This window comes from methanotrophic endosymbiont of Bathymodiolus puteoserpentis (Logatchev) (assembly GCF_900128525.1).
In the GTDB taxonomy this organism is placed as follows: Bacteria; Pseudomonadota; Gammaproteobacteria; order Methylococcales; family Methylomonadaceae; genus Methyloprofundus.
The window spans coordinates 1-23,311 of the sequence record NZ_FQTQ01000048.1 but is presented as its reverse complement, the minus strand read 5'-3'; the positions used below and the strand labels follow the sequence as shown (position 1 = coordinate 23,311).

Genomic DNA, 23,311 nt, shown 5'->3' with positions numbered 1-23,311 from the left:
AATTATGGCGATTTTGTCAGCAAAACATATTGGCAAGACTTATGGCAAGCGTACTGTGGTTCATGATGTGTCTTTGCATGTAGGTAGCCATGAGATTGTTGGTTTATTAGGGCCAAATGGTGCGGGGAAAACCACGAGCTTTTATATGGTGGTTGGCTTGGTGCGTGCAGATTCAGGGTATATTTTTTATAATGATATAGATATTACTCAATACCCGATGCATATACGCGCTAAGATGGGGATAGGATATTTGCCGCAGGAGGCTTCTGTCTTTCGTAAGTTAAGTGTTGAGGATAACCTGCGTGCCGTACTGGAATTAAGAAAAGAACTGAGCAAGGAAAAAATAGAACTCATTATTGATGAATTATTAGCAGAATTTAGTATTACCCACATTCGCCATAATATAGGGATGAGTTTGTCCGGTGGTGAGCGCCGAAGAGTTGAAATTGCCAGAGCATTAGCAACAGATCCTGAGTTTATTTTGTTGGATGAGCCTTTTGCTGGCGTTGACCCTATTTCAGTTATTGAAATTCAGAAAATCATTGCCCATTTAAAAGATAGAAATATTGGTGTTTTAATTACCGAGCATAATGTGCGTGAGACACTAGGCATTTGTGATCGGGCTTATATTTTAAATGCAGGGCAGGTAATTGCCGAAGGCTCTTCTGCTGACATTGTTGCCAATGAAGAGGTGCGACGTGTCTATTTGGGTGAGAATTTTAGTCTTTAAGGAATGATTTATGGTGTTTTCTTTGTTTGATAATAAGGTAAGCTAACGGAATGAAACAGTCTTTGCAGCTCCGTATGGGTCAGCAGTTGTCTATGACCCCCCAGTTACAGCAGGCGATCAAGTTGCTGCAGCTATCAACGCTCGATTTACAACAAGAAATCCAGCAAGCATTGGATTCCAATATGATGCTGGAGGTTATTGAAGATGATGCTTCGTCTTTAAATGAGCAAAAAGTCGTTGAAAATTCAGTAGACAGAACGGATCAGCTGAGTAGTGAAGGCTCGCAAACGGATGTGCCCGATGAGTTGCCTACCGATAGTTCTTGGGAAGATGTTTTTGAGCCAGTGCAAATGGGTACTGCAGCCGAGCCGGCTGGAGATATACCTGATTTTGAGGTGCAGCGCAGTAAGGCGGATAGCTTACAGGATCATTTATTATGGCAAATGGAGATGCTTCCCTTTACTGAAAGGGATAGAGCTATCGCTATGGCGATTATTGATTCAATTAGTGGCGATGGTTATTTAAACGCTACGCCAGATGATATTTATCAGGGTTTAGTTGAGCAGTTGGAGGATCTAGAAGCAGATGAGTTGTATGCTGTTTTGCATCGAGTGCAGCGGTTTGATCCTGCGGGAGTGGCAGCGGAAAATTTGCAGGATTGTTTGCGTTTACAGTTAGTTCAACTGCCAGATTCTACGCCTTTTAAAGTATTGGCTTTAGAATTGGTTGAGCGATTTTTGGATATACTGGCAGCACAAGACCAAGTTAAGTTAATGCGCAAGCTGGCTGTTTCGGAGGCTAAATTAGCAGAAATTATTGCTCTGGTACGCTCGCTAGATCCGCAGCCTGGACGATCTATTGAACAGAGTGAGTCTGAATATATTATACCTGATTTATTTGTGTTTAAGGTTGGCGGAGAATGGCGGGTTGAATTAAACCCGGATATTGCACCTAAATTACGTGTTAACCCCTTTTATTCGGGTATGATTAAGCGGGCAGATAACAGTAAAGATAATGTCAGTATGAAAGAGCACTTACAGGAAGCAAAGTGGTTTATTAAAAGTTTACATAGCCGAAATGATACTTTACTGCGTGTTGGGCGAAGTATTATTGCTAAGCAAATAGAGTTTCTTGAGCATGGGGCAATTGCCATGAAACCTATGGTGCTAAGGGATATTGCAGAAGAGCTAGAGTTACATGAGTCCACTATTTCTCGTGTCACCACGCAGAAGTATATGCATTTACCTAATGGTGTTATTGAGTTTAAGTATTTTTTTTCCAGTCATGTTTCGACATCTGCGGGAGGAGAATGCTCGGCCACGGCCATTAGAGCGTTTATCGAGGAGTTAGTTAGTACGGAGAATCCAGCAAAGCCATTAAGCGACAGTAAAATTGCGGATTTATTGAAAGAAAAGGGGATTAATGTTGCAAGGCGAACGATTGCTAAGTACCGCGAAGCAATATCTATTCCATCATCCAGTCAAAGAAAGCGACTTTTTTAAGAAAGTAGTATAATGACTGTTTTTTTGAGCACTATTAGGAGTTAAACATATGCAAGTTAGCATAACGGGTCATCATGTTGAAGTAACAGAAGCAATGAAGCAACACGTAGAAGAAAAAATTGGTAAATTGAAACGTCATTTTGATAATGTAACTGATGTGCATGTTATTTTGACAGTAGAAAAATTAGAACAAAAAGCAGAAGCGACAGTGCAAATTAGTGGTGCAACATTATTTGCTGATGATGTTCAAGACAATATGTATACAGCTATTGATAATATGGTTGATAAATTAGACCGTCAAATTATTAAACATAAAGAAAAAATTCAAGCACGCCGCGGTTAATTTGTGCTGTATGCGTGGCTTTAATATTAGTAAATAGCAAAGCCATGCATACAGAGTTGAGTTTAAATAAGAATATAGTAAGGTTATTTTTTTGCCTGAAGGGTAGTGTTCCCTATTGAGACTATGAAACTATTGATTTTAACTGGCTTGTCTGGCTCAGGGAAAAGTATTGCTTTAGATACGCTTGAGGATTGCGGGTTTTACTGTATAGATAATTTGCCGATTACGCTACTCGATGATTTTGTCACTAATGTGATGAAGCAAGATCCTAAAACATATAACAAAACCGCCATTGGGATTGATGCGCGGAACCACAGTGAAAGCTTATATGCTTTTGCAGAAAAGTTGGCTTTAATAAGAGCGCAAGGTATTTATTGTGATGTGATTTATATGCAGGCAGAAGCTGAAGTCTTACTTAAGCGTTATAGTGAAACAAGGCGACGGCACCCACTAACTGATTTAAATTTGCCTTTGAAAGAGGCGATTAAAATTGAGAAGGAAATGCTTAAGTCTGTTGCAAAATGCGCTGATTTAGTGGTTGATACGAGTCGTACGCATTATCATCAATTGAGAGAGCTGATCAGAGGGTATGTGCAAGAAGGTTCGCAGCAAAAAATTTCTATACAAATGCAATCCTTTGGTTTTAAACATGGTTTGCCTTTGGATGCTGATTTTGTCTTTGATGCGCGCTGCTTACCTAACCCGTATTGGAATCCAAAGCTTCGAGGGTTCACTGGTAAAGATCAGCCGGTAATAGATTTCTTAAATTCAGAATCAATAGTTACAGAGTTTTTTCAAGATATTTCAGGTCTTTTAGAGCGCTGGATTCCACGCTTTGAAAAGGAAAATCGTAGTTATTTAACGGTTGCTGTCGGTTGTACCGGTGGGCAGCATCGCTCGGTATTTTTAGTGGATAGTCTTGCCCGATACTTTCAGAGCAAGGGATCCAATGTCATTATCAGGCATCGAGAGTTATCGTAAGAAGATGTCCTAGCAGCTAGTCAGAAAACGAAAAGGATAGATATGCAAGTAAATAGACCGCAAGATCATTCTGATATACATTTAGAACAGATTATGAAGGACTTAGATGATGGTGCACTTTATGATGCGCGTAATCATTTGTTAAGTTTGTATCCGGCTGAAATTGCTTTATTACTTAGGTCATTACCTACAGAGTATAGGTATCGGTTATGGAGCATTGTTGCGCCCGAAGTTAAGGGGCAGATACTCGTGGCTCTTCAAGGAGAAGTGCGAACGGGTCTTATTGAGCATACTTCTGTTCAGGACTTAGTGGTTGCTGCAAATGAATTAACACCAAGAGATTTAGCTGATTTAGTGGGTGATTTTTCTGCTGAAGTTAGAGACAGAGTCTTAAGGAAAAAGAAAGATAGTCGTCTAGAAGCCGCGCTTGCCTATGATGGGCATACCGCAGGTGGCTTAATGACGCTGGATGTTTTGACAGTAAGAGCGGATGTTACCATAGATGCTGTATTGCGCTTATTGCGCGTGCAAAAGAAAATGACAGGAAATATGGATAGCTTGTTTGTTGTTGATCGAGGGAATCATTACCAAGGTATATTACCTGCAGCTACCATTTTGACTAGTGACCCACTTATGGTTGTGTCTAAAGTAATAGATACTTCTATTGCAGCAATTCCCTTGAATATGCCGGTCTCTGAAGTGGCTACTATTTTTGAACATAGGGATATTTTATCGGCTGCGGTAGTCGATGAAGAGGGTATCTTGGTAGGTCGAATTACTGTTGATGATGTAGTTGATGTTATTCGTGAGGAAGCAGATCATGCTATTTTGAGCTCGGCCGGATTAGATGAGGAGCATGATTTATTCTCCCCTGTGATTGTTAGTGCTAGGCGTCGAGCTGTCTGGTTGGGAGTAAATTTATTTACCGCATTTTTGGCATCATGGGTTATTGGTTTGTTTGAGGCGACAATTGATGAAATTGTTGCTTTAGCCGTGCTGATGCCGGTGGTTGCGAGTATGGGAGGGATCGCCGGTAGTCAAACCTTGACACTAGTCATTCGTGGCTTGGCATTGCATCAAATTAGTTCAGCAAACGCGATGTCCTTTTTGTTTAAGGAGTTAGCTGTTGGTGCATTAAATGGTATTGTTTGGTCTACAGTTGTTGCTTTGATTGCGGCGGCCTGGTTCTCGGATATGCCGTTAGGCATGATGCTAGGTGGGGCAATGATTATTAATTTAACTTGTGCAGCTTTTGCGGGGGTTATGATTCCTTTGTTCTTACAAAAAAGAGGCATAGACCCTGCATTAGCGGGTGGTGTGTTATTAACTACCGTTACTGATGTGATTGGTTTTATGTCCTTTTTAGGATTGGCGACAATTTTCTTGTTAGCTTAAACCTGTCTTTAAAAAACTATATTGAGGAAATAAAAATGAGTATAAAAAAATCACCTTTAGCAATTGCAGTAGGCACGACATTATTTTCAGGTTTGGCTGTAACAGCGGTGCAAGCAGAGGAGTTTGTTGGTGCTGAAAGTAATCCATTTACGTTGACTGAATTAGCAGATGGTTATATGCAGGTTGCAGAAGCTGGTAAGTCTAAGCAAGGCAATATGAAAATGAAAGCAGGTGCTTGTGGAGAAGGAAAATGTGGAGCCAGTATGACGCCTCCAGGTGCTTTGGAGAAAACAGCGGAAGGTAAATGTGCAGGTAATAAGCCAATGCCAGGGCAGAAAAAATCTGATGCAAAAGCGATGGAAGGAAAATGCGGCGAAGGAAAATGTGGAAGTAGTATGCAATAAGGTGTAAAGCTGTTCGCAACATTTATATTGCGAATTACCTGAGTATTGCTAGGATAATATCTGGCGATGTAATTTGAAGCTCATAAAGTGTGTTTGTGTGACGCATTTTATGGGCTTTTTTATTGTCTGTAATTTTTGTCGGTAATGCAGGCAGGGGTGGATGTTTTTATGTAATGGAGTATAAGGAAAGTATTATATTTTATATATTATAAATTACATTAATAGTTTTTTTTAAGCACTTGATAGTTATTGTTATTTTTTTTATAAAAAAATATAGGTATGAGTCGTAACACAGTGATATTTAAGAAATATTGAGGAAGGTAAGCTTTATTTTTAAACAGCCTTGACTAACGAATGCTAGAAAACTATAGTTATCCTCAGTGGTGAAAAGTGGTGAAAAGTAGTTTTTTTGGGAAAGCTGTGGTTATTTCAAGGGGGCAGGGTGTTTCGAGGTGTCACAGCAATTAATTTAGATGCAAAGGGTCGTTGTGCGATTCCCACTCGGTATCGAGATGAGTTGCAAGACTGCTGTGAGCGGCAGTTAGTTGTAACTGTTGCTGTAAATGAACGCTGTGTTGGTGAGCCTGGATGCTTATGGCTTTACCCTTTACCTGAATGGGATAAATTAGAACTAACAATTAGTAAATTACCTACTTTGGATAAAATGGCTGGAAAATTGCGCCGTTTTGTTATTGGGTATGCAACAGAGGCTGAAATGGATGCTCAAGGCCGGATTTTATTGCCAGAAAAGTTAAGGAAATTTGCAAGAATGGAAAAAAAACTGATTTTAGTCGGTCAGTTGAATAAGTTTGAAATATGGAATGAAGTATCTTGGAATGCCAAAGAAGATGAGTGGATGAGTGGCGACCAAGATGATGATTTGAGTGAAGTAAGTAATTTATCTTTTTAATTGAGAAAATCATGCATTTACCGGTGTTATATAGTGAAGCTTTGCGTGAACTAACAATTAAACCTAGTGGGATTTATATCGATTGTACTTTTGGCCGAGGTGGGCATAGTAAAGGCCTACTACAGCAATTAGGTCCCGAGGGGAAGTTGCTGGCATTAGATAGAGACTTGGATGCAATCAATTCTGATACTGCGCAGGAGTTATTTAAAGATCCGCGTTTTGAGTTAGAGCACTGTTGTTTTTCACGGTTACAAAATGTTGTAGAGAAACGTGGGTGGATGGGTAAGGTTGACGGAATTCTTATGGATTTTGGAGTTTCTTCACCGCAGTTAGATAATGCTGAACGTGGCTTTAGCTTTATGCAGGATGGTCCTTTAGATATGCGCATGGACTGTAGTTCTGGGTTGTCGGCGGCTGAATGGTTGGCGAGTGTTTCGGAGCAAGATTTGGTGCGTGTGCTTTATGACTATGGTGAAGAGCGTTTTGCTAGGCGAATTGCTGCTGCTATCGTAGCTCAGAGGCTAGAGGCACCACTGGTAACAACTAAGCAGTTTGTTGACTTGTTGGTTGCAGTAATCCCGTTTAGAGAAAAGCATAAGCATCCAGCTACACGTAGCTTTCAAGCGGTAAGAATAGCGGTAAATCATGAGCTTGACGAAATAAGTGCTGTATTAGGACAGGCCGTCAATGTTTTAGCGAGTGGTGGAAGGCTCGTTGTAATATCTTTTCATTCGTTAGAAGACAGGATTGTTAAGCGTTTTATTCGCGACGAGTCGCGCGGGAAATATAACCCAGTTAAGCTACCTATGCAGGCTGATGAGTTGGCAGCGATAAGGCTAATAAAATGTGGCAAAGCTATTAAGGCAGAGGCAGAAGAGTTGGCGCGGAATACTAGGGCGCGCAGTGCTATTATGCGTGTTGCAGAGCGTAAATAATACTGATTATGGAGCGCCTGTGTGTTGTAATCTTGTTAATAATACTGCTCAGCTCAGGCTTGGCAGTTATTTATGCTAAGTATAATTCTCGGCTCGTTTTTATTGAAATACAAAAAGCTGAGCAAGAGCTGGATCGATTAGAGGTATTATGGGGACGATTAACACTCGAAGAACGGATGTTGGCAGAGCATAATCGAGTTGAGAAAATTGCTAGAAAAACAATGGGTTTAGTGGAGCTAGAGCGAAAATCTATCGTTTATATAAAGCTTTAGTTATGTTAGCTCTTAAAAAGAAAAAGAATATTAGTAAAATAGTCGAATTTTCTGGCAGAAGAAAACTGGTACTTGTTTTTATGTTTCTTGGTGTGTGTGTGCTTATTCTGAAAGCAATACAATTACAAGTGATGGAGACGCAGTTTCTGCAGAAGGAAGGGCGAAGTCGACAGGTTAGTACGGTCAAAATTGCGGCTTATAGAGGGCAAATTCAGGATCGTAATGGTAAAAGTCTTGCTGTTAGCGCCCCAGTGGCTTCAATTTGGGTGAACCCTCAATATTGCCGTGAGGCTGAGGCTGAAAGCGAAGACCCCAAATCGATTTGTAGTAATTTAACTGATATCCGGTTTAAGCAAGCGGCGAAACTCTTGGGGATGTCATTACGTAAATTATTGAAGGCTTTTGATGCGTCAACAAATAAGCAATTTGTCTATTTAAAAAGGCATATTGAGCCTAGCGTAGCGGCAGAGATTAAGACTTTGGGTTTACCAGGGGTAGGTTTTATTCGAGAGTTTAAACGCTTTTATCCTGCTGGAGAGGTCGCAGCTCATCTGGTAGGCTTCACTAATATAGATGATAAAGGCCAAGAGGGTTTAGAGTTAATGTATAACTCTAGTTTAAAAGGTGTTGCTGGCAGTAAGCGAGTTATACGTGATGGTAAGCGGCGTATTATTGAAGGGCAAAATTTGGAAGGTATTAAAGAGCCTGTTAATGGACAAGATTTACAGTTAAGTATTGATGAACGCTTGCAATATTTAGCCTATAAAGAATTAAAGGCTGGTGTCGTAAGGCATAGGGCAAAGTCAGCTTCTTTGGTGATGCTAGAGGCTGAAACGGGGAATGTTTTAGCGGTTGTTAATCAGCCGTCTTTTAATCCTAATATGCGTAAAAATTTAAAGGTGTCGCGTTATAGAAATAGAGCAATAACTGATGTTTTTGAGCCGGGTTCAACGATGAAACCTTTGGTGGTGGCAGCAGCATTAGAGGGCGGGTTTATTAAACCGAATCAATTATTTGATACGCGAGATTTTAAAATTAAGGGGAGGTGGGTTAGAGACGGCCATAAACATGGCACTATGGATTTGACTGCGGTGTTAAAAAAATCAAGTAATGTTGCGGCTAGTAAAATTGCTTTATCTATGCCACCTAGTTATTTCTGGCGCTTCTATCATGACCTTGGCTTTGGTGTCTCGCCTAGAGTTAATTTTCCTGGCGAAGCGAGTGGTGCCTTACCAGAGTATTCTGGGTGGAGTGATTTTGAGCAGGCTACTTTGTCATTTGGTTACAGAGTTTCTATGTCTACCCTGCAGTTAGCGCGAGCGTATACTGCGTTAGCAGATGATGGGGTGTTGCATTCTGTGAGTTTGCTTAAGCGTGAAAAGGATGAATACGCTACGCAGGTTTTATCACCTGAAACGGCAATAAAAGTCAGAACAATGATTGAGCAAGTTGTCCAGAAAGGCGGTACAGCTACTAAGGCAAAAGTAGATGGATACCGTGTAGCCGGTAAAACGGGAACGGTAAAGAAAGTGAGTCGTCAGGGGGGGTATGGTAATGATTATTTGTCGGTGTTTGTTGGTATGGCGCCAGCGAGTGACCCTAAATTGGTCATTGCTGTCATGGTTGATTCACCTCAAGGTGCTTATTATGGTGGCTTAGTAGCAGCACCTATTTTTGCCAAAGTAATGGGTGGCGCGCTAAGAGTTTTAGGTATTGCTCCTGATGAAGAGCAAACCATGTCGGTATTATTAAGCAAGTAGTGGTATGCAGTTAGCAGAGTTATTAGCAGGCGTTGCGGATGTGCAGCAGGACGTAGAGGTCACGCATCTTGCTTTGGATAGCCGTGAGGTCAGCGTAGGCGGTGTTTTTTTTGCTTTAGCTGGGACTCAGCTGCACGGGATGCAATTTGCGCATCAAGTTCAGCAGCAGGGCGCGGTTGCTATTATTTATGATCCGGCAAATGACGGGGAATTATTGGCTAAGCCTGTCATTGGTTTAAGTTTAGTTGCTGTTGAGCAGTTAGCCGATAAATTGGGTGATTTGGCGGCTAGATATTATGGCTGGCCTACTAGGCAGTTGCATGTTGTAGGTATTACAGGGACGAATGGTAAAACCTCCTGTAGTCAGTTTTTAGCACAAGTACTTGATAACTGCGGTGTTATTGGCACACTCGGCTGGGGTATTTATCCAAATTTACAAAGAACCTGTAACACTACGCCCGATGCGTTAATGTTGCAAAAAATATACGCTGAGTTTGTCGAGCAAAATATAAAGCATGTTGCGATGGAGGTCTCATCACATGGCTTAGAGCAGGGCCGCGTTAATGCTATTTACTTTAGCGGCGCAGTGTTTAATAACTTGAGCCGTGATCATTTAGATTATCACGGCAGTTTGGAAGCTTATTTCCAAGCTAAATTACGTTTGGTTCAATGGCCTGATTTGCAGTATGCCGTGGTCAATTTGGATGATACTTATGCGGAGCGTGTTTTAGCGGCTATTTCAGAGCAAGTGCCGGTATTTACTTACAGCATGCAAGATAAAGTGCATAACAAAGATACGAGCATTCAAGTAAGAAATATTCAATATTCGTTACTAGGTATTGAATGTGATGTATTTTGGCAGGCTGAGCAGCATAAACTTAAGATTGCTTTATTAGGCGATTTTAATTTGCAAAATTGCTTGTCAGTACTGGCTGTTTTGTTGGCAATGGGTAAACCATTAGGCGAGTGTTTGCAGTCTATGCAGACCATTAAACCAATTATTGGGCGTATGGAATGTTTTACTGCGGATACTGGTAAGCCTATGGTAGTTGTTGATTATGCACATACACCAGATGCATTAGAAAAAGTATTAATGACTTTAAGACGGCATTGTGTCGCTCAGCTGACCGTGGTTTTTGGTTGTGGTGGTGATCGAGATAAGGGTAAGCGTGCACAAATGGGGCGTATTGCTGAAACCCTTGCTGATCGAGTAATTATTACTGATGATAACCCGCGATTTGAAGAGGGACAAACAATTATTGATGAGATTATTGCAGATATTTCAATGGAAAAAGTTTGTGTAATTAATGATAGAAAAAGCGCTATACAGCACAGTATTTTAATGAGTTCAGATAGGGATATAGTTTTAATCGCTGGCAAAGGCCATGAAAATTACCAAGAGATAAAAGGTGTGCAACTGCCATTTAGTGACCGTGAAATTACTCAGGAATTATTGGCTTTATGATTTTAATGACTTTGCAAGAAATTGCGGAAGCTGTACAAGGGAAGTTAGTTGGCACTGATGCAACGGTTTCAGGTGTTTGTATTGATACGCGTATTTTGGCTGAGGGTGATTTGTATATTGCCATTAAAGGTGAGCAGTTTGATGGCCATGACTTTATTGCTCAAGCAGAAAAGAAGGGTGCATTAGCATTATTAGTTGCCAAGCAAGTGACTAGCGATAAGCCACAAATTATCGTAAAGGATACGCGATTAGCTTTAGCTCAGCTAGCTGGAGCGGTTAGAGCTAAAGTGCAAGTAAAAGTATGCGGCATTACTGGAAGTAATGGTAAAACCACAGTAAAAGAGATGGTTGCCGCTGTTTTAGCGGTGAATTATCGGGTTTTATTTACCCAAGGTAATTTTAATAATGCTATAGGCGTACCCTTAACTTTATTACGGTTGCAAGCAGAAGATGAGTTTGCCGTGATAGAGATGGGTGCAAATCATGCAGGTGAAATTGCTTATACGAGTGCTTATGCGCAACCTGATGTTGTTGTTATTACTAATGTTGGGGCAGCACATATTGAGGGTTTTGGTAGCATTGAAGGAATAGCACTGGCAAAAGCGGAAATAATTGAGTCATTAACTGATCAAGGTATTGCGGTTTTAAATGCGGATGATACTTTTTTTACACAGTGGCTTGCGCTTGCTGGGCAACGTAAAGTGCTTTCGTTTGGCTTGAATGCAAATGCTGATGTGACGGCAGAAAATATTGTCACGGGCTTTGCTGGTGAGCAGTTTTGTACGCAGTTTGATTTGCTTAGTGAAGGTAAGCGAGTGCCGATACGTTTGGCGTTAGCGGGCGAGCATAATGTTAAAAATGCTTTGGCTGCAAGTAGCGCATGCTTGGCGCTAGGTATTGAAGTCAAACAGATTCAAGAAGGGTTAAAGCAAGTTAAGGCGGTAAAAGGTCGCTTACAGTTAAGTGTAACTGGACTTGGATATAGAGTGATTAATGATACTTATAATGCTAACCCTGATTCATTAACGGTTGCTTTGGCAGTGCTGAAAAACTGTGAAGGTGAGTTATGGCTTGCTTTGGGTGCATTTGGTGAACTGGGTGCGGGTGCTGAACAATTACATAGTGAAATGGGGCAGAAAATTAAACAGGCAGGTGTAATGCGCTTATTTGTGACGGGGGCACTGGCTAAAAGCACAGTAAAAGCTTTTGGTGTTGGTGCCGAGTTTTTTACGCAGCAAGAAGATTTGATTACGGCAGTACAGCAAGCAATTAACCCTAAGGTTGTGCTATTAGTGAAAGGGTCAAGGGTGCAAAGAATGGAAAATGTGGTTAACGCACTAGTTAATAAGGTGGAAAAATAAGCATGCTACTGTATTTATTTGAGTACTTAGCTCAGTTTGAGCCTAGTTTTAAGGTGTTTCAATACCTAACTTTACGCGGTATTTTGAGCGCGCTAACAGCCTTAATGATTTCTTTCTTAGTGGGGCCGAGCATGATTCGTCGCTTAAGTAATGAGAATATTGGTCAAAGCATTCGTCAAAGTGGGCCTGAAAGTCATTACCAGAAGGCAGGTACACCTACTATGGGAGGGACTTTGATTTTAGTGGGGATTGCTGTTAGTACTTTACTTTGGGGGAACTTAGAGAATAGTTATGTTTGGGTGGCGTTATTGGTCACAATGGCTTATGGCATAGTGGGTTTTATTGATGATTATAAAAAAGTTAAATTAGGGAACAGTGATGGCTTGTCAGCACGAGCTAAATATTTGTGGCAGTCGATCATCGCTTTAACTGCAGCCATATTTTTATATAAAAGTGCATTAGTGCCCGCGGAAACTCAATTTATCGTGCCTTTTTTTAAAGAAGTCGTCATTGATATGGGTTGGACTTATGTGCTTCTGACTTATTTTGTTATTGTTGGTACCAGTAATGCCGTGAATTTGACGGATGGCTTAGATGGCTTGGCCATTATGCCAACCGTTATGGTTGCTGGGGCATTAGCAATTTTTGCGTATTTAACTGGGCATGTCATGTTCGCTGAATATTTAGTTATTCCTTATATTCCTAAAGCGGGTGAGCTGGTTATTTTTTGTGCGGCATTAGTTGGTGCAGGTTTGGGCTTTTTATGGTTTAACGCTTATCCTGCAATGGTTTTTATGGGTGATGTTGGCGCTTTAGCCTTAGGTGCCGCTTTAGGTGTTGTTGCTGTTTTAGTGCGTCAAGAAATTGTTTTGATGATTATGGGCGGGGTGTTTGTTATGGAAACAGTTTCCGTCATTATGCAGGTTGCTTCATTTAAGTTGACGGGAAAACGAGTTTTTAGAATGGCACCTATACATCATCATTTTGAGTTAAAAGGCTGGCCAGAGCCACATATAATTGTCAGATTTTGGATTATTACCGTTATTTTAGTCTTAATTGGGTTATCTACCCTAAAATTGAGATAGCAGATGAATAATGATGTGCTGTTAAAAACATTAGATAAACAGTTCTCTCTCAATAAGGAAACGGCTAAAGTTTTGGTCGTTGGCTTAGGTAAGACGGGTCTATCAGTGGCGTATTATTTACGTCAGCTAGGTATCCAGTTTGCCATTGTTGATAGTCGGGATAAACCGCCTTTTAATGACAAGTTATTAGTAGATATGCCTGATATTCCAGTATTTACTGGTGGTTTTGATGCCGCAGTGTTTGCATTGGCTACGCATATTATTGTCAGTCCTGGGGTTTCTATGGATGAGCCTTTAATTAAATTAGCGCTAGCGCGAGGTGTTTATTCTTTAAGTGATATAGATTTGTTTGCTTGTGCAGTAGATAAGCCCGTTGTCGCCATTACAGGATCTAATGGCAAAAGCACGGTTACGACTATGCTAGGTGCGATGGCTAAAACTGCTGGGAAACGTACGGCAGTGGGTGGTAATTTAGGTACGCCAGCACTCGACTTGCTGGCTGATGAAGTAGAGATTTATGTGCTGGAGTTATCTAGTTTTCAGCTAGAGCGAACAAGTCAGTTAAATGCGGTGGCAGCCACGGTACTTAATATTTCAGCTGATCATTTGGATAGATATACGAGTATAGCGGCTTATGCAGAGCAAAAGCGTAAAGTCTACAGTGGTAGTGGTGTAATGCTTTTAAATGCTGATGATCCAGTAGTTATCGCGATGTATGAGGCAGGTAGAAAAGTATTAACTTTTGGCCTAGAGAAAGAGGCTGATTATACTGTTATTAATACTTCTGAAGGTAAATTTTTAGCCTTGTATGGCAGGCCTATATTGGCGGTCAATGAGTTATTGGTAGCAGGGTTACATAACCAGTCTAATGCTTTAGCGGCATTAGCATTGGGTGGTGTACTTGGGTTGTCGGAAGAGGCGATGTGTGAAGCTTTGCGCCATTATAAGGGCTTAAAGCATCGTATGCAGTTTGTCGCTAATATTGGTGGAGTGAGCTGGGTTAATGACTCTAAAGCGACTAATGTAGGCGCGTGTGTAGCGGCTTTGCAAGGCTTTAAAAATGCAGATGTTGTTCTAATTGCTGGTGGTGATGCAAAGGGCGCAGATATGAGTGAATTAGTACCTATATTAAAAGAAAACGTTAAGGCTTTGCTGCTAATCGGTAAAGATGGTGCCCTGATTAGACAAGTAGTGAATGATAGTGTTCCTGTGTATGACGTTGGCACATTGAAAAAAGCAGTTAAGAAAGCGGCGAAAATTTCCCAAGCAGGCGATACTGTACTGTTATCGCCTGCTTGTGCGAGTTTGGATCAATTTTCTAATTACCAAGAAAGAGGGATGGTTTTTATCTCTAAGGTAAAGGCTTTAGGTCAATGAATATTAGTATTAGCGAGCAATTAGCAAAACTAAATAAAAATGTTTATTTTGATAAAACATTAGTTTTTGCTTGTGTGACGCTGGTTGTTTTTGGTTACCTTATGGTGTCTTCCGCGTCTTTGCATTTAGGGGCGAAGCTAACGGGAAATTTATTGCATTACCCAGTTCGGCAATTGATACATATTATTGTGGGCTTAGTGGTCGGTTGTTGTATTTACTTGGTGCCTATGAGTTTCTGGGAAAGAACAGGACCGATCTTGTTTTTTATCGGCTTAGTTTTATTAGCCATAGTGCTGATTCCTGGTGCCGGTATAAAGGTGAATGGCAGTACGCGCTGGTTATCATTATTTGGAATAAGAGTGCAAGTTTCAGAAATTATGAAACTTATTGTGGTTATTTATATGGCAGGGTTTGTGACGCGACATCATGATTTTGTACGTGAATCAGTCTATGGCTTAATTCGACCGTTATTATTACTGTCTAGTGCTTGTGTTTTATTGTTATTCGAACCAGATATGGGTTCTGCTGTCGTGATTGTTACTATTGCTATGGGGATGATGTTTTTGAGTGGTGCGCGCTTACAGCAATTTGTTGTTTTAATTTTGGGTATTATTGGCGTAGGCGTTTTAGCTGTTGTTTCTTCGGATTATCGTTTGGCAAGGGTGACTAGCTTTTTGCACCCATGGGAAGACCCCTTTGGTAAAAGTTTTCAATTAGTGCAAGCTTTGATTTCTTTTGGTCGTGGTGAATGGACAGGGGTGGGATTGGGGAGTGGCGTACAAAAACTCTTTTATTTGCCCGAAGCACATACGGATTTTTTATTTTCAGTGATTGCTGAAGAAACAGGGCTGCTAGGTGTTGTTAGTGTGATTGTTTTATTTGCTCTGCTAGTATGGCGTGCCTTTGTCATTGCTGCAATGGCCGAGCAATTAAATGAAAAATTTTCCGCATTTATTGCTTATGGCTTAGGTATTTGGTTTGCTTTTCAATCTTTTGTCAATATGGGCGTTAATATGGGGGTGTTGCCTACTAAAGGCCTGACATTACCTTTTATGAGTTATGGTGGCGGCAGCATGATTGTTATGTGTGTTGCAATGGCACTGCTCTATAGAGTGAATAGCGACATGATTGCTTTACAGAAAAATAAGGCGTCTAGTCATGAGTAAGCGTATCGTTATTATGGCTGGTGGGACGGGTGGGCATGTCTTTCCTGCTCTCGCGGTGGCGCAGTATTTGGAGACTCAAGATTGGCAAGTGAGCTGGATTGGAACGCATAGAGGTATGGAACACCGTATTGTGCCGGCAAATAATATTGAAATTGATTGGCTAACGGTTAATGGGGTACGGGGTAAAGGTTTTTTAGCTCTATTTAAGATGCCATTAATGCTTATAAAATCTTGTTTGGAAGCGAGAAAGATTTTACAAATAAGAAAACCCGATGTCGTGTTAGGGATGGGTGGGTTTGTCGCTGGACCTGGTGGTTTAATGGCTAAATTGATGGGTATTCCTTTAGTGATTCATGAGCAAAATCGAGTTCCTGGTACGACGAATCGATTATTGTCGGGTATAGCCAATAAGGTATTGCAAGCTTTTCCTGATAGTTTTGCTACGGCAAAGTCGGCTATTTTTACCGGCAACCCCTTGCGCAAAGCATTAACTCAACAGCATAGTAAAAAGCAGTGTCATTCTGATGTATTGCATATTTTAGTTATCGGCGGTAGTTTGGGTGCGCAACGTTTAAATGAGGTGGTGCCTGAGGCTCTGGCATTGTTAAATAGGCCTGTAGAGGTCAGGCATCAAACTGGAACGGCAATGTATCAGGCAGTCGTGCAAGCGTATCAAGAAAAATTGCTAAAGGCACAAGTTACTGAATTTATTGATGATGTATTGGATGCCTATACATGGGCTGACTTGGTGGTTTGCCGTGCGGGAGCTATGACGGTAAGTGAGGTGGCCGCATTAGGCGTGCCTAGTATTTTAGTGCCTTACCCTTATGCGATAGATGACCATCAAACGGCTAACGCACAGTATTTAGCAGATTCAGGCGCAGGAATTTTGCTTGCGCAACAACAGTTAACAGGGGCATTTTTGGCAGAACAAATTATATATTGCTCAACACGGTTAGAAGCAATGGCAAAAGCAGCAAGGCAAAGCGCAAAGATGAATGCAACCGAGTTAGTTGCAGAGCAGTGCATAGAGGCAGGAGCATGAATAATTCAATTAATCAGGTTATTCAGGAGCGCTTAAAAAATATGCGCAAAGTCCACTTTGTCGGTGTCGGTGGGACGGGTATGAGTGGTATTGCTGAAGTTTTATCGAACCTGGGCTACGAAGTATCGGGTTCAGATATAAAAGAAAGCTCTGTGACTCAGCATTTAAGCGCGGCTGGGGTTACTGTGTTCATTGGGCATGATACGAAAAATGTTGCTGATGTCGATGTACTGGTGACTTCAACGGCTGTGGATAAGAAAAATGTAGAAGTAAAATATGCTTACGAAAACCGTATTCCGGTGATTCCGCGTGCTGAAATGCTCGCTGAATTGATGCGCTTTCGTTTTGGTATTGCGGTGGCAGGTACGCACGGTAAAACAACGACAACCAGTTTAGTAGCCAGTATTTTGGCAGAAGCTGATTTAGATCCTACTTTTGTGATCGGTGGTCGTTTAAATAGTGCGGGCACGAATGCTCAGTTAGGTGAAGGCCAGTATTTAGTGGCCGAAGCAGATGAAAGTGATGCCTCTTTTTTACATTTACAGCCGATAATCGGAGTGATTACGAATATTGATCAAGATCATATGGAAACTTATGAGGGTAGTTTTAAGCGATTAAAAGAGACTTTCATTGAGTTTTTATATCATATCCCTTTTTATGGCTTAGCCGTTCTGTGTATAGATGATGAAGGTGTGCGTGAAATTTTACCGCAGCTATCTAAGCCTGTGCGAACTTATGGCGTATGTGCAGATGCTGATGCTTATATCTTTGATGTTAAACAACAAGGAATGTGTACGACTTTTACTGTTAAGCGTTGGGATGAGCATAAAGATTTAACGGTTACTCTAAATATGCCAGGTTGGCATAATATGTTAAATGCTGTTGCTGCAATTACCGTAGCAACTGAATTAAATGTAAATGATAGTGCAATTATTGAAAGTTTAGGGTCTTTTAAAGGGGTCGGTCGTCGTTTTGAGTTAAAGGGTGAGGTAGCACTCGCGGAAGGGGCGGTTACTTTAGTTGATGATTATGGACATCACCCTAGAGAGGTGTCAGCAACTTTAGAAGCGTTAAGGCAAGCTTGGCCTGGCAGGCGTTCAGTGGTCGTGTTTCAGCCACACCGTTATTCTCGGACGAGAGATTTATTTGAAGATTTTGTTAATACCCTATCGAGTGCAGATGTGCTTATTTTATTAGAAGTATATGCAGCAGGTGAAGAGTCAATAACGGGTGCAGATGGTCGAGCACTAACTCGAGCTATTCGTATCAGGGGACAAGTTGATCCGGTATTTGTGGAAAAAATTGAAGATTTAGCGAGTATTTTGGTGGGTATTATTCAGCCTAATGATGTTTTACTGACTATGGGGGCAGGGAATGTTGGCCATATTGCTACTGAATTACCGCGACAACTGGCTGATCTGTTAGTACGATGATTCCGCTAAATCATTCATTTAAAGGGAGGTTATTGCAGCATGAGCCGTTAGCGAAATATACTAGCTGGCGTGTGGGGGGCGAAGCAGAACGGTTATATATACCAGTTGATAAGCATGATTTGCAATTGTTTTTAGCCAGTTTAGCTGATGATGAACCTGTGTTTTGGTTGGGCTTGGGAAGTAATGTGCTGATTCGTGATGGTGGTATCAAGGGTACCGTTATTAATACCAAGGGCAAGGTAAAGCAAATGCACTTGCTAGATGATGGGCGTGTTTATATTGAATGTGGCGTACCTTGTGCGCATGTAGCGCGCTTTTGTTCTGAACATGGTTTATCGGGTGCTGAATTTTTGGCAGGCATCCCTGGTACGATGGGGGGAGCACTGAAAATGAATGCGGGGGCTTTTGGCGCGGAAACGTGGAACTTGGTTGAAAGTGTTGAAATGATGTCTCAAGGGGGTACTATAAGTTCGCGCTGTGCTAATGAATTTGAGGTTAGTTATCGTGCGGTAAAAGGGGGGGCGGGGGCATGTTTTTTATCTACTATTTTAAAGTTAAGCGCTGATATTGATTTAGCTGGACAAGATAAGATAAAGAAATTATTGGCGCAGAGAGCTGCGACTCAGCCAACAAACCTGCCGACTTGCGGTTCTGTATTTAAAAATCCTGAACATGATTTTGCGGCACGATTGATAGAGTCGAGTGGTTTAAAATCGTATGCTATTGGCGGCGCAGTTGTTTCGGAAAAACATGCCAATTTTATTGTTAACACAGGAAAAGCAACAGCGTTAGATATAGAGCAGTTAATTAATCATGTGCAAAGCGAAGTTTTAAGAAAGCAAGGAATTGAGCTGCAGACAGAAGTTTGCATAATAGGAGAACCATTGGCATGAAGCCTGTCTTTACAAAAGATGCCAAAGATTTTGGTCGTGTTGCGGTATTGATAGGCGGTACCGCTGCAGAGAGAGAAATTTCTTTAAACAGTGGCAATGCAGTGTATCAGGCTTTATTAGATAATAAAGTAGATGCTTATGTTATTGATGTCAAAACCAATGTGTTAGAGGCTTTGGGTGATGCTTTATTTGATCGCGTATTCAATGTTATACACGGGCGTGGTGGTGAAGATGGTGTATTGCAAGCAGTACTAGATACTTTAGCTTTACCTTATACAGGTAGTGGTGTTTTGGCTTCTGCTTTAAGTATGGATAAGTTACGTACTAAGTTGTGTTGGCAGGGGGCGGGCTTACCGACACCACCATCGGTTTTATTGCAAAACGAGCATGATATAGAGCGCTGTATAGCTGAGTTAGGTTTTCCTGTTATTGTTAAGCCAGCTCAGGAAGGGTCTAGTTTAGGGATGAGTCGGGCGGAAACTAAGCAAGAACTGCTTGATGCCTGGCAGTTGGCTGATCAATATCAATGTGATGTTTATGCTGAAACTTGGGTTAAAGGTGAAGAATATACGGTTGCTGTTTTAAATGGCGAAGGATTACCTATTATACGCTTGGAAACACCTAATACTTTTTATGATTTTGATGCCAAGTATCGAGCTGATACAACACGGTACCATTGTCCGGCAGGGTTAAGCGATGCGCTTGAGGCTGAACTGGTTCGCTTGTCCTTGGAAGCTTGTGCTGTATTAGGGGTGACGGGCTGGGGTCGTGTGGATATATTTATTGATGAGCGGGGACAGGCTCAATTAATTGAAGTAAATACGGTTCCTGGTATGACTGATCATAGCTTGGTACCCATGGCTGCAAAAGCTGCTGGATTGAGTTTTGAACAGTTAGTGTGGCGTATTCTAGAAACGAGTTTTCAATGATCATTCAGCGAGCACAGATAAGAACCGCTGTGGGAGTATTAATAGTCGTAGTCAGCATACTAGCTTGGCCATTATTACAGGAGGTGATAAGAGAAACATGGCCGATAAGGCACGTCGGGGTTGAGGGGGAGTTTCAATACATTAGTAAAGAAGGCATACAAAGCAAGATAATGCCCTTGATCCGTGATGGCTATTTTGCCATTGACTTACAAGAAATACAGCAAGCGGTGATGAGCTTGCCATGGGCAGAAAAGGTCCAGGTACAACGAATATGGCCAGATGGTGTTAAGCTAAGGCTGTACGAGCAGAGACCTGTAGTACGTTGGCAAGAAGACAGTTTATTAAATATTCATGGAGAAGTTTTTAAACCATTAAATATAGATGAATTTAAGTTTTTACCAGTGCTATATGGGCCCGCCGAGCAGCGGCAACAATTGTTGGAAATTATGTATGGCTTGAGAGTTAATCTTATGGATCAAGGTTTGCGTTTAACAGAGTTTAGGGTGAGCAATAGGCAGTCATGGTTGTTGGCGATGGGAAATGGTATGACCGTACAGTTAGGTAGGTTTGAACCATTAAATAAATTAACATTGCTGCTTAAAGCTTTTGTTGTATTAGGGAATGAATTAGTGGATAAGATTGCTTATGTGGATATGCGCTACCCAAATGGTTATGCTGTACGGTGGCGAACAAATGAACAAATAAATTGGTAGTTACTGAGAGTTAAGATTTAAAGGGTAGGGGCAATCTGGCTCTTAAAAGTAGCATGAAAGGCAAAAGTAATGGCAAAAAAAACAGATCGTAATTTAATTGTAGGCTTGGATATCGGTACATCTAAAGTTGCAGCTATCGTTGGTGAAATAAATGATGGCGGCGAGGTGGAGGTGATTGGTATTGGCTCTACACCTTCGCGTGGATTAAAAAAAGGTGTAGTGATTAATCTAGAGTCGACAGTTAATTCTATTCAGCGGGCGGTAGAGGAAGCTGAATTAATGGCTGGCTGTGAGATTACGTCTGTTTATGCAGGAATTGCAGGAAGTCATATTAAAAGTTTAAATTCACACGGAATTGTAGCGATTAGAGATAAGGAGGTATCGCAATATGATATTAACCGTGTTATTGACTCGGCGCGTGCTGTTGCTATTCCTGCCGATCAAAAAATACTGCATATATTACCGCAAGAATTTATTATCGATATGCAAGAAGGAATTAAAGAGCCTATCGGTATGTCAGGTATACGGCTAGAAGCAAAAGTGCATATGGTAACTGGCAGTGTGAGCGCGGCACAGAATATTATTAAGTGCATACGGCGTTGCGAATTGGATGTTGATGATATTGTTTTAGAACAACTAGCTTCTTGCTCTTCGGTCTTAACTGAAGACGAAAAAGAGTTAGGTGTTTGCCTTATCGATATAGGGGGTGGCACAACAGATATTGCTATTTTTTCGCATGGTGCGATTAAGCATACGGCAGTGATTCCTATTGCCGGAGATCAGGTCACTAATGATGTGGCTGTCGCTTTACGTACGCCTACGCAGAATGCTGAAGAAATTAAGATGTTACATGCTTGTGCTTTAACGCAATTGGCAGATGTGAATGAAATGATTGATGTGCCAAGTATTGGTGACCGGCCATCACGTCAAATTTCAAAACAGAATTTAGCGGAAATTATCGAGCCGCGTTATGAAGAGCTAATGCTATTAGTGCAAGCAGAATTACGCCGTAGTGGTTATGAAAGTTTAATTGCCGCTGGTATTGTTTTGACGGGTGGTAGTTCTAAGGTAACAGGGCTTGTTGAGTTGGCTGAGGAGATTTTTCATATGCCAGTACGATTAGGTTTTCCACAGCATATCTCAGGCTTAACTGATGTTGTGCAAAATCCAATTTACTCAACAGGTGTTGGATTGTTGATATATGGGAGAGATCACTTTCTAAGTAACGAGCAGTTATTGGAGACGAACGAGGGGATCTTTTCAAGAATGAAAAGTTGGTTTCAAAATAATTTTTAAATAATGTTTATTGGGCAGGAATGAGGCAGGCGTCATGAAATATGAATTAATGGATTTAGGTTTGGAAAATGCAGTTATTAAGGTGATTGGTGTCGGTGGTGGTGGTGGTAATGCCGTTAATCACATGGTGAACAGCCACTTTGATGGGGTTGAATTTATTTGTGCAAATACAGATGCACAAGCATTGCGTCGCCTAGAAGTGGATAGTGTTATTCAGTTAGGTGCTGAATTAACGAGAGGTTTAGGGGCGGGGACAAACCCAGAAATCGGTAGAGAAGCAGCGGAAGAAAATAAAGATGTTATTCGCGATGTATTGGAAGGCGCGAATATGTTGTTTTTGACGGCAGGAATGGGAGGGGGTACGGGGACTGGTGCTATTCCCGTTATTGCGGAAGTTGCTAAAGAAATGAATATCTTAACCGTTGCTGTAGTGACTAAACCGTTCGATTTTGAAGGTAAGAAGAAAAAATCGGTGGCTGAGCTAGGTATCGTTGAACTAGAGAAATATGTTGATTCGTTAATTATTATTCCTAATCAAAAGTTATTGCCAGTTTTGGGTGCAAATGTTTCTATGATGAAAGCATTTTCTGCCGCTAATGATGTTTTGCTTGATGCAGTACAAGGAATTACTGAGCTTATTACCCATCCCGGTATGATTAATGTTGATTTTGCTGATGTTAAAACAGTCATGTCAGGCATGGGTGCGGCGATTATGGGAACAGGCATTGCTAGCGGGGAAAATAGAGCAAGAGTAGCTGCTGAGAAGGCAATTTCTTGTCCTTTATTAGAGGATATCAATTTGCAAGGTGCGCGTGGTATCTTAGTGAATATTACAGCGGCTGATATGGGGATTGCTGAGTTTGATGAGGTAGGTAATATTGTCCACAGTTTTGCATCGGATGAGGCCATCATTAAGATTGGTACTGCAATCGATGAGAATTTAGATGATGAAATTAAAGTAACTGTGGTTGCAACAGGTATGGGTGGTGAAAAGGTAGCGAGTGCTCCTGTGAAATTAGTCTCTCCAAGCATTGCTACTGCAGGTAATGATTATTCAAGTTTAGATACGCCATCTGTTGCTCGTAAACAGGCGGCTGATGGCAGAGAAACGCGTTTTGGTGTGCAGCCTAAAAATAGTTCAGATATGGATTATTTAGATATCCCCGCTTTCTTAAGACGTCAAGCTGATTAAGTTCAGATAACATTTATCTAGCGCTGTGTTAATACCTGCCCCCTAGCACAGGGCAACCGCATATAAATTTCAATCTAAAAACATCACTTTTTCTCTAAACGAATCATTTAATGCGGCTTTAAAT

The 23,311-nt window shown here is 41.2% G+C and carries 22 protein-coding genes; all 22 read left to right on the top strand.

Going from position 1 to position 23,311, the window contains the following annotated elements; translation table 11 throughout:
• Positions 1-4: 4 nt before the first annotated feature.
• The 22 genes from lptB to ftsZ all read left to right on the top strand — a co-directional run bounded on the left by lptB (position 5) and on the right by ftsZ (position 23,187).
• Positions 5-730 carry an LPS export ABC transporter ATP-binding protein gene (lptB, locus tag BQ7314_RS02630; RefSeq protein ID WP_174482155.1) on the top strand — a complete coding sequence of 242 codons (726 nt, stop codon included), beginning with the start codon at positions 5-7 and terminating at the stop codon, positions 728-730.
• A 50-nt stretch (positions 731-780) separates the two neighbouring features.
• Positions 781-2,232, top strand: coding sequence for an RNA polymerase factor sigma-54 (locus tag BQ7314_RS02625; RefSeq protein ID WP_174482154.1), 1,452 nt, complete (start codon positions 781-783; stop codon positions 2,230-2,232).
• 49 nt (positions 2,233-2,281) lie between these two features.
• Positions 2,282-2,575 (top strand): ribosome hibernation-promoting factor, HPF/YfiA family, encoded by a 294-nt coding sequence (hpf, locus tag BQ7314_RS02620; protein WP_174482153.1) that lies wholly within the window; start codon positions 2,282-2,284, stop codon positions 2,573-2,575.
• 123 nt (positions 2,576-2,698) lie between these two features.
• Complete coding sequence (gene rapZ / locus BQ7314_RS02615) at positions 2,699-3,556, top strand: RNase adapter RapZ (RefSeq protein WP_174482152.1); 858 nt, start codon at positions 2,699-2,701, stop codon at positions 3,554-3,556.
• 42 nt (positions 3,557-3,598) lie between these two features.
• Positions 3,599-4,951 carry a magnesium transporter gene (gene mgtE, locus BQ7314_RS02610; RefSeq protein WP_174482151.1) on the top strand — a complete coding sequence of 451 codons (1,353 nt, stop codon included), beginning with the start codon at positions 3,599-3,601 and terminating at the stop codon, positions 4,949-4,951.
• 35 nt (positions 4,952-4,986) lie between these two features.
• Positions 4,987-5,355, top strand: coding sequence for an HvfA family oxazolone/thioamide-modified RiPP metallophore (locus tag BQ7314_RS02605; RefSeq protein WP_174482150.1), 369 nt, complete (start codon positions 4,987-4,989; stop codon positions 5,353-5,355).
• Between the two features lie 442 nt (positions 5,356-5,797).
• Entirely contained in the window at positions 5,798-6,265 is a 468-nt protein-coding gene (gene mraZ, locus BQ7314_RS02600) for a division/cell wall cluster transcriptional repressor MraZ (protein ID WP_174482220.1), read from the top strand.
• 11 nt (positions 6,266-6,276) lie between these two features.
• Positions 6,277-7,200, top strand: coding sequence for a 16S rRNA (cytosine(1402)-N(4))-methyltransferase RsmH (gene rsmH, locus BQ7314_RS02595; RefSeq protein WP_174482149.1), 924 nt, complete (start codon positions 6,277-6,279; stop codon positions 7,198-7,200).
• A gap of 8 nt (positions 7,201-7,208) precedes the next feature.
• Positions 7,209-7,472 carry a cell division protein FtsL gene (gene ftsL, locus BQ7314_RS02590; protein WP_174482148.1) on the top strand — a complete coding sequence of 88 codons (264 nt, stop codon included), beginning with the start codon at positions 7,209-7,211 and terminating at the stop codon, positions 7,470-7,472.
• Between the two features lie 2 nt (positions 7,473-7,474).
• Complete coding sequence (locus BQ7314_RS02585) at positions 7,475-9,232, top strand: peptidoglycan D,D-transpeptidase FtsI family protein (RefSeq protein ID WP_174482147.1); 1,758 nt, start codon at positions 7,475-7,477, stop codon at positions 9,230-9,232.
• Positions 9,233-9,236: 4 nt separating this feature from the next.
• Positions 9,237-10,697, top strand: a complete 1,461-nt coding sequence (locus BQ7314_RS02580; RefSeq protein ID WP_174482146.1) for a UDP-N-acetylmuramoyl-L-alanyl-D-glutamate--2,6-diaminopimelate ligase — start codon at positions 9,237-9,239, stop codon at positions 10,695-10,697.
• Positions 10,694-12,058: a UDP-N-acetylmuramoyl-tripeptide--D-alanyl-D-alanine ligase gene (locus BQ7314_RS02575; RefSeq protein WP_342590386.1), complete on the top strand. Its 1,365-nt coding sequence runs from the start codon at positions 10,694-10,696 to the stop codon at positions 12,056-12,058. Before BQ7314_RS02580 ends, BQ7314_RS02575 begins: the two co-directional genes overlap by 4 nt.
• 2 nt (positions 12,059-12,060) lie before the next feature.
• A complete protein-coding gene (gene mraY / locus BQ7314_RS02570) occupies positions 12,061-13,143 on the top strand; it encodes a phospho-N-acetylmuramoyl-pentapeptide-transferase (RefSeq protein ID WP_174482145.1) in 1,083 nt (360 codons plus the stop codon).
• A 3-nt stretch (positions 13,144-13,146) separates the two neighbouring features.
• The gene (murD, locus tag BQ7314_RS02565) at positions 13,147-14,520 is read left to right on the top strand and encodes a UDP-N-acetylmuramoyl-L-alanine--D-glutamate ligase (protein WP_174482144.1); all 1,374 of its coding nucleotides are present in this window, start codon (positions 13,147-13,149) and stop codon (positions 14,518-14,520) included.
• Positions 14,517-15,686, top strand: coding sequence for a putative lipid II flippase FtsW (gene ftsW, locus BQ7314_RS02560; RefSeq protein ID WP_174482143.1), 1,170 nt, complete (start codon positions 14,517-14,519; stop codon positions 15,684-15,686). Before murD ends, ftsW begins: the two co-directional genes overlap by 4 nt.
• Positions 15,679-16,731, top strand: coding sequence for an undecaprenyldiphospho-muramoylpentapeptide beta-N-acetylglucosaminyltransferase (gene murG / locus BQ7314_RS02555; protein ID WP_174482142.1), 1,053 nt, complete (start codon positions 15,679-15,681; stop codon positions 16,729-16,731). The genes ftsW and murG overlap by 8 nt, the downstream gene beginning before the upstream one ends.
• Complete coding sequence (gene murC / locus BQ7314_RS02550; RefSeq protein ID WP_174482141.1) at positions 16,728-18,164, top strand: UDP-N-acetylmuramate--L-alanine ligase; 1,437 nt, start codon at positions 16,728-16,730, stop codon at positions 18,162-18,164. The genes murG and murC overlap by 4 nt, the downstream gene beginning before the upstream one ends.
• Entirely contained in the window at positions 18,161-19,057 is an 897-nt protein-coding gene (murB, locus tag BQ7314_RS02545; protein WP_174482140.1) for a UDP-N-acetylmuramate dehydrogenase, read from the top strand. The genes murC and murB overlap by 4 nt, the downstream gene beginning before the upstream one ends.
• On the top strand, positions 19,054-19,986 hold the full coding sequence (locus BQ7314_RS02540) for a D-alanine--D-alanine ligase (RefSeq protein ID WP_174482139.1): 933 nt from the start codon (positions 19,054-19,056) through the stop codon (positions 19,984-19,986). Before murB ends, BQ7314_RS02540 begins: the two co-directional genes overlap by 4 nt.
• Positions 19,983-20,699, top strand: a complete 717-nt coding sequence (locus tag BQ7314_RS02535) for a cell division protein FtsQ/DivIB (RefSeq protein WP_174482138.1) — start codon at positions 19,983-19,985, stop codon at positions 20,697-20,699. Before BQ7314_RS02540 ends, BQ7314_RS02535 begins: the two co-directional genes overlap by 4 nt.
• A 69-nt stretch (positions 20,700-20,768) precedes the next feature.
• Positions 20,769-21,995 (top strand): cell division protein FtsA, encoded by a 1,227-nt coding sequence (gene ftsA, locus BQ7314_RS02530; protein WP_174482137.1) that lies wholly within the window; start codon positions 20,769-20,771, stop codon positions 21,993-21,995.
• Positions 21,996-22,029: 34 nt separating this feature from the next.
• Positions 22,030-23,187 carry a cell division protein FtsZ gene (gene ftsZ, locus BQ7314_RS02525; protein WP_174482136.1) on the top strand — a complete coding sequence of 386 codons (1,158 nt, stop codon included), beginning with the start codon at positions 22,030-22,032 and terminating at the stop codon, positions 23,185-23,187.
• The last annotated feature ends 124 nt before the right edge of the window (positions 23,188-23,311 follow it).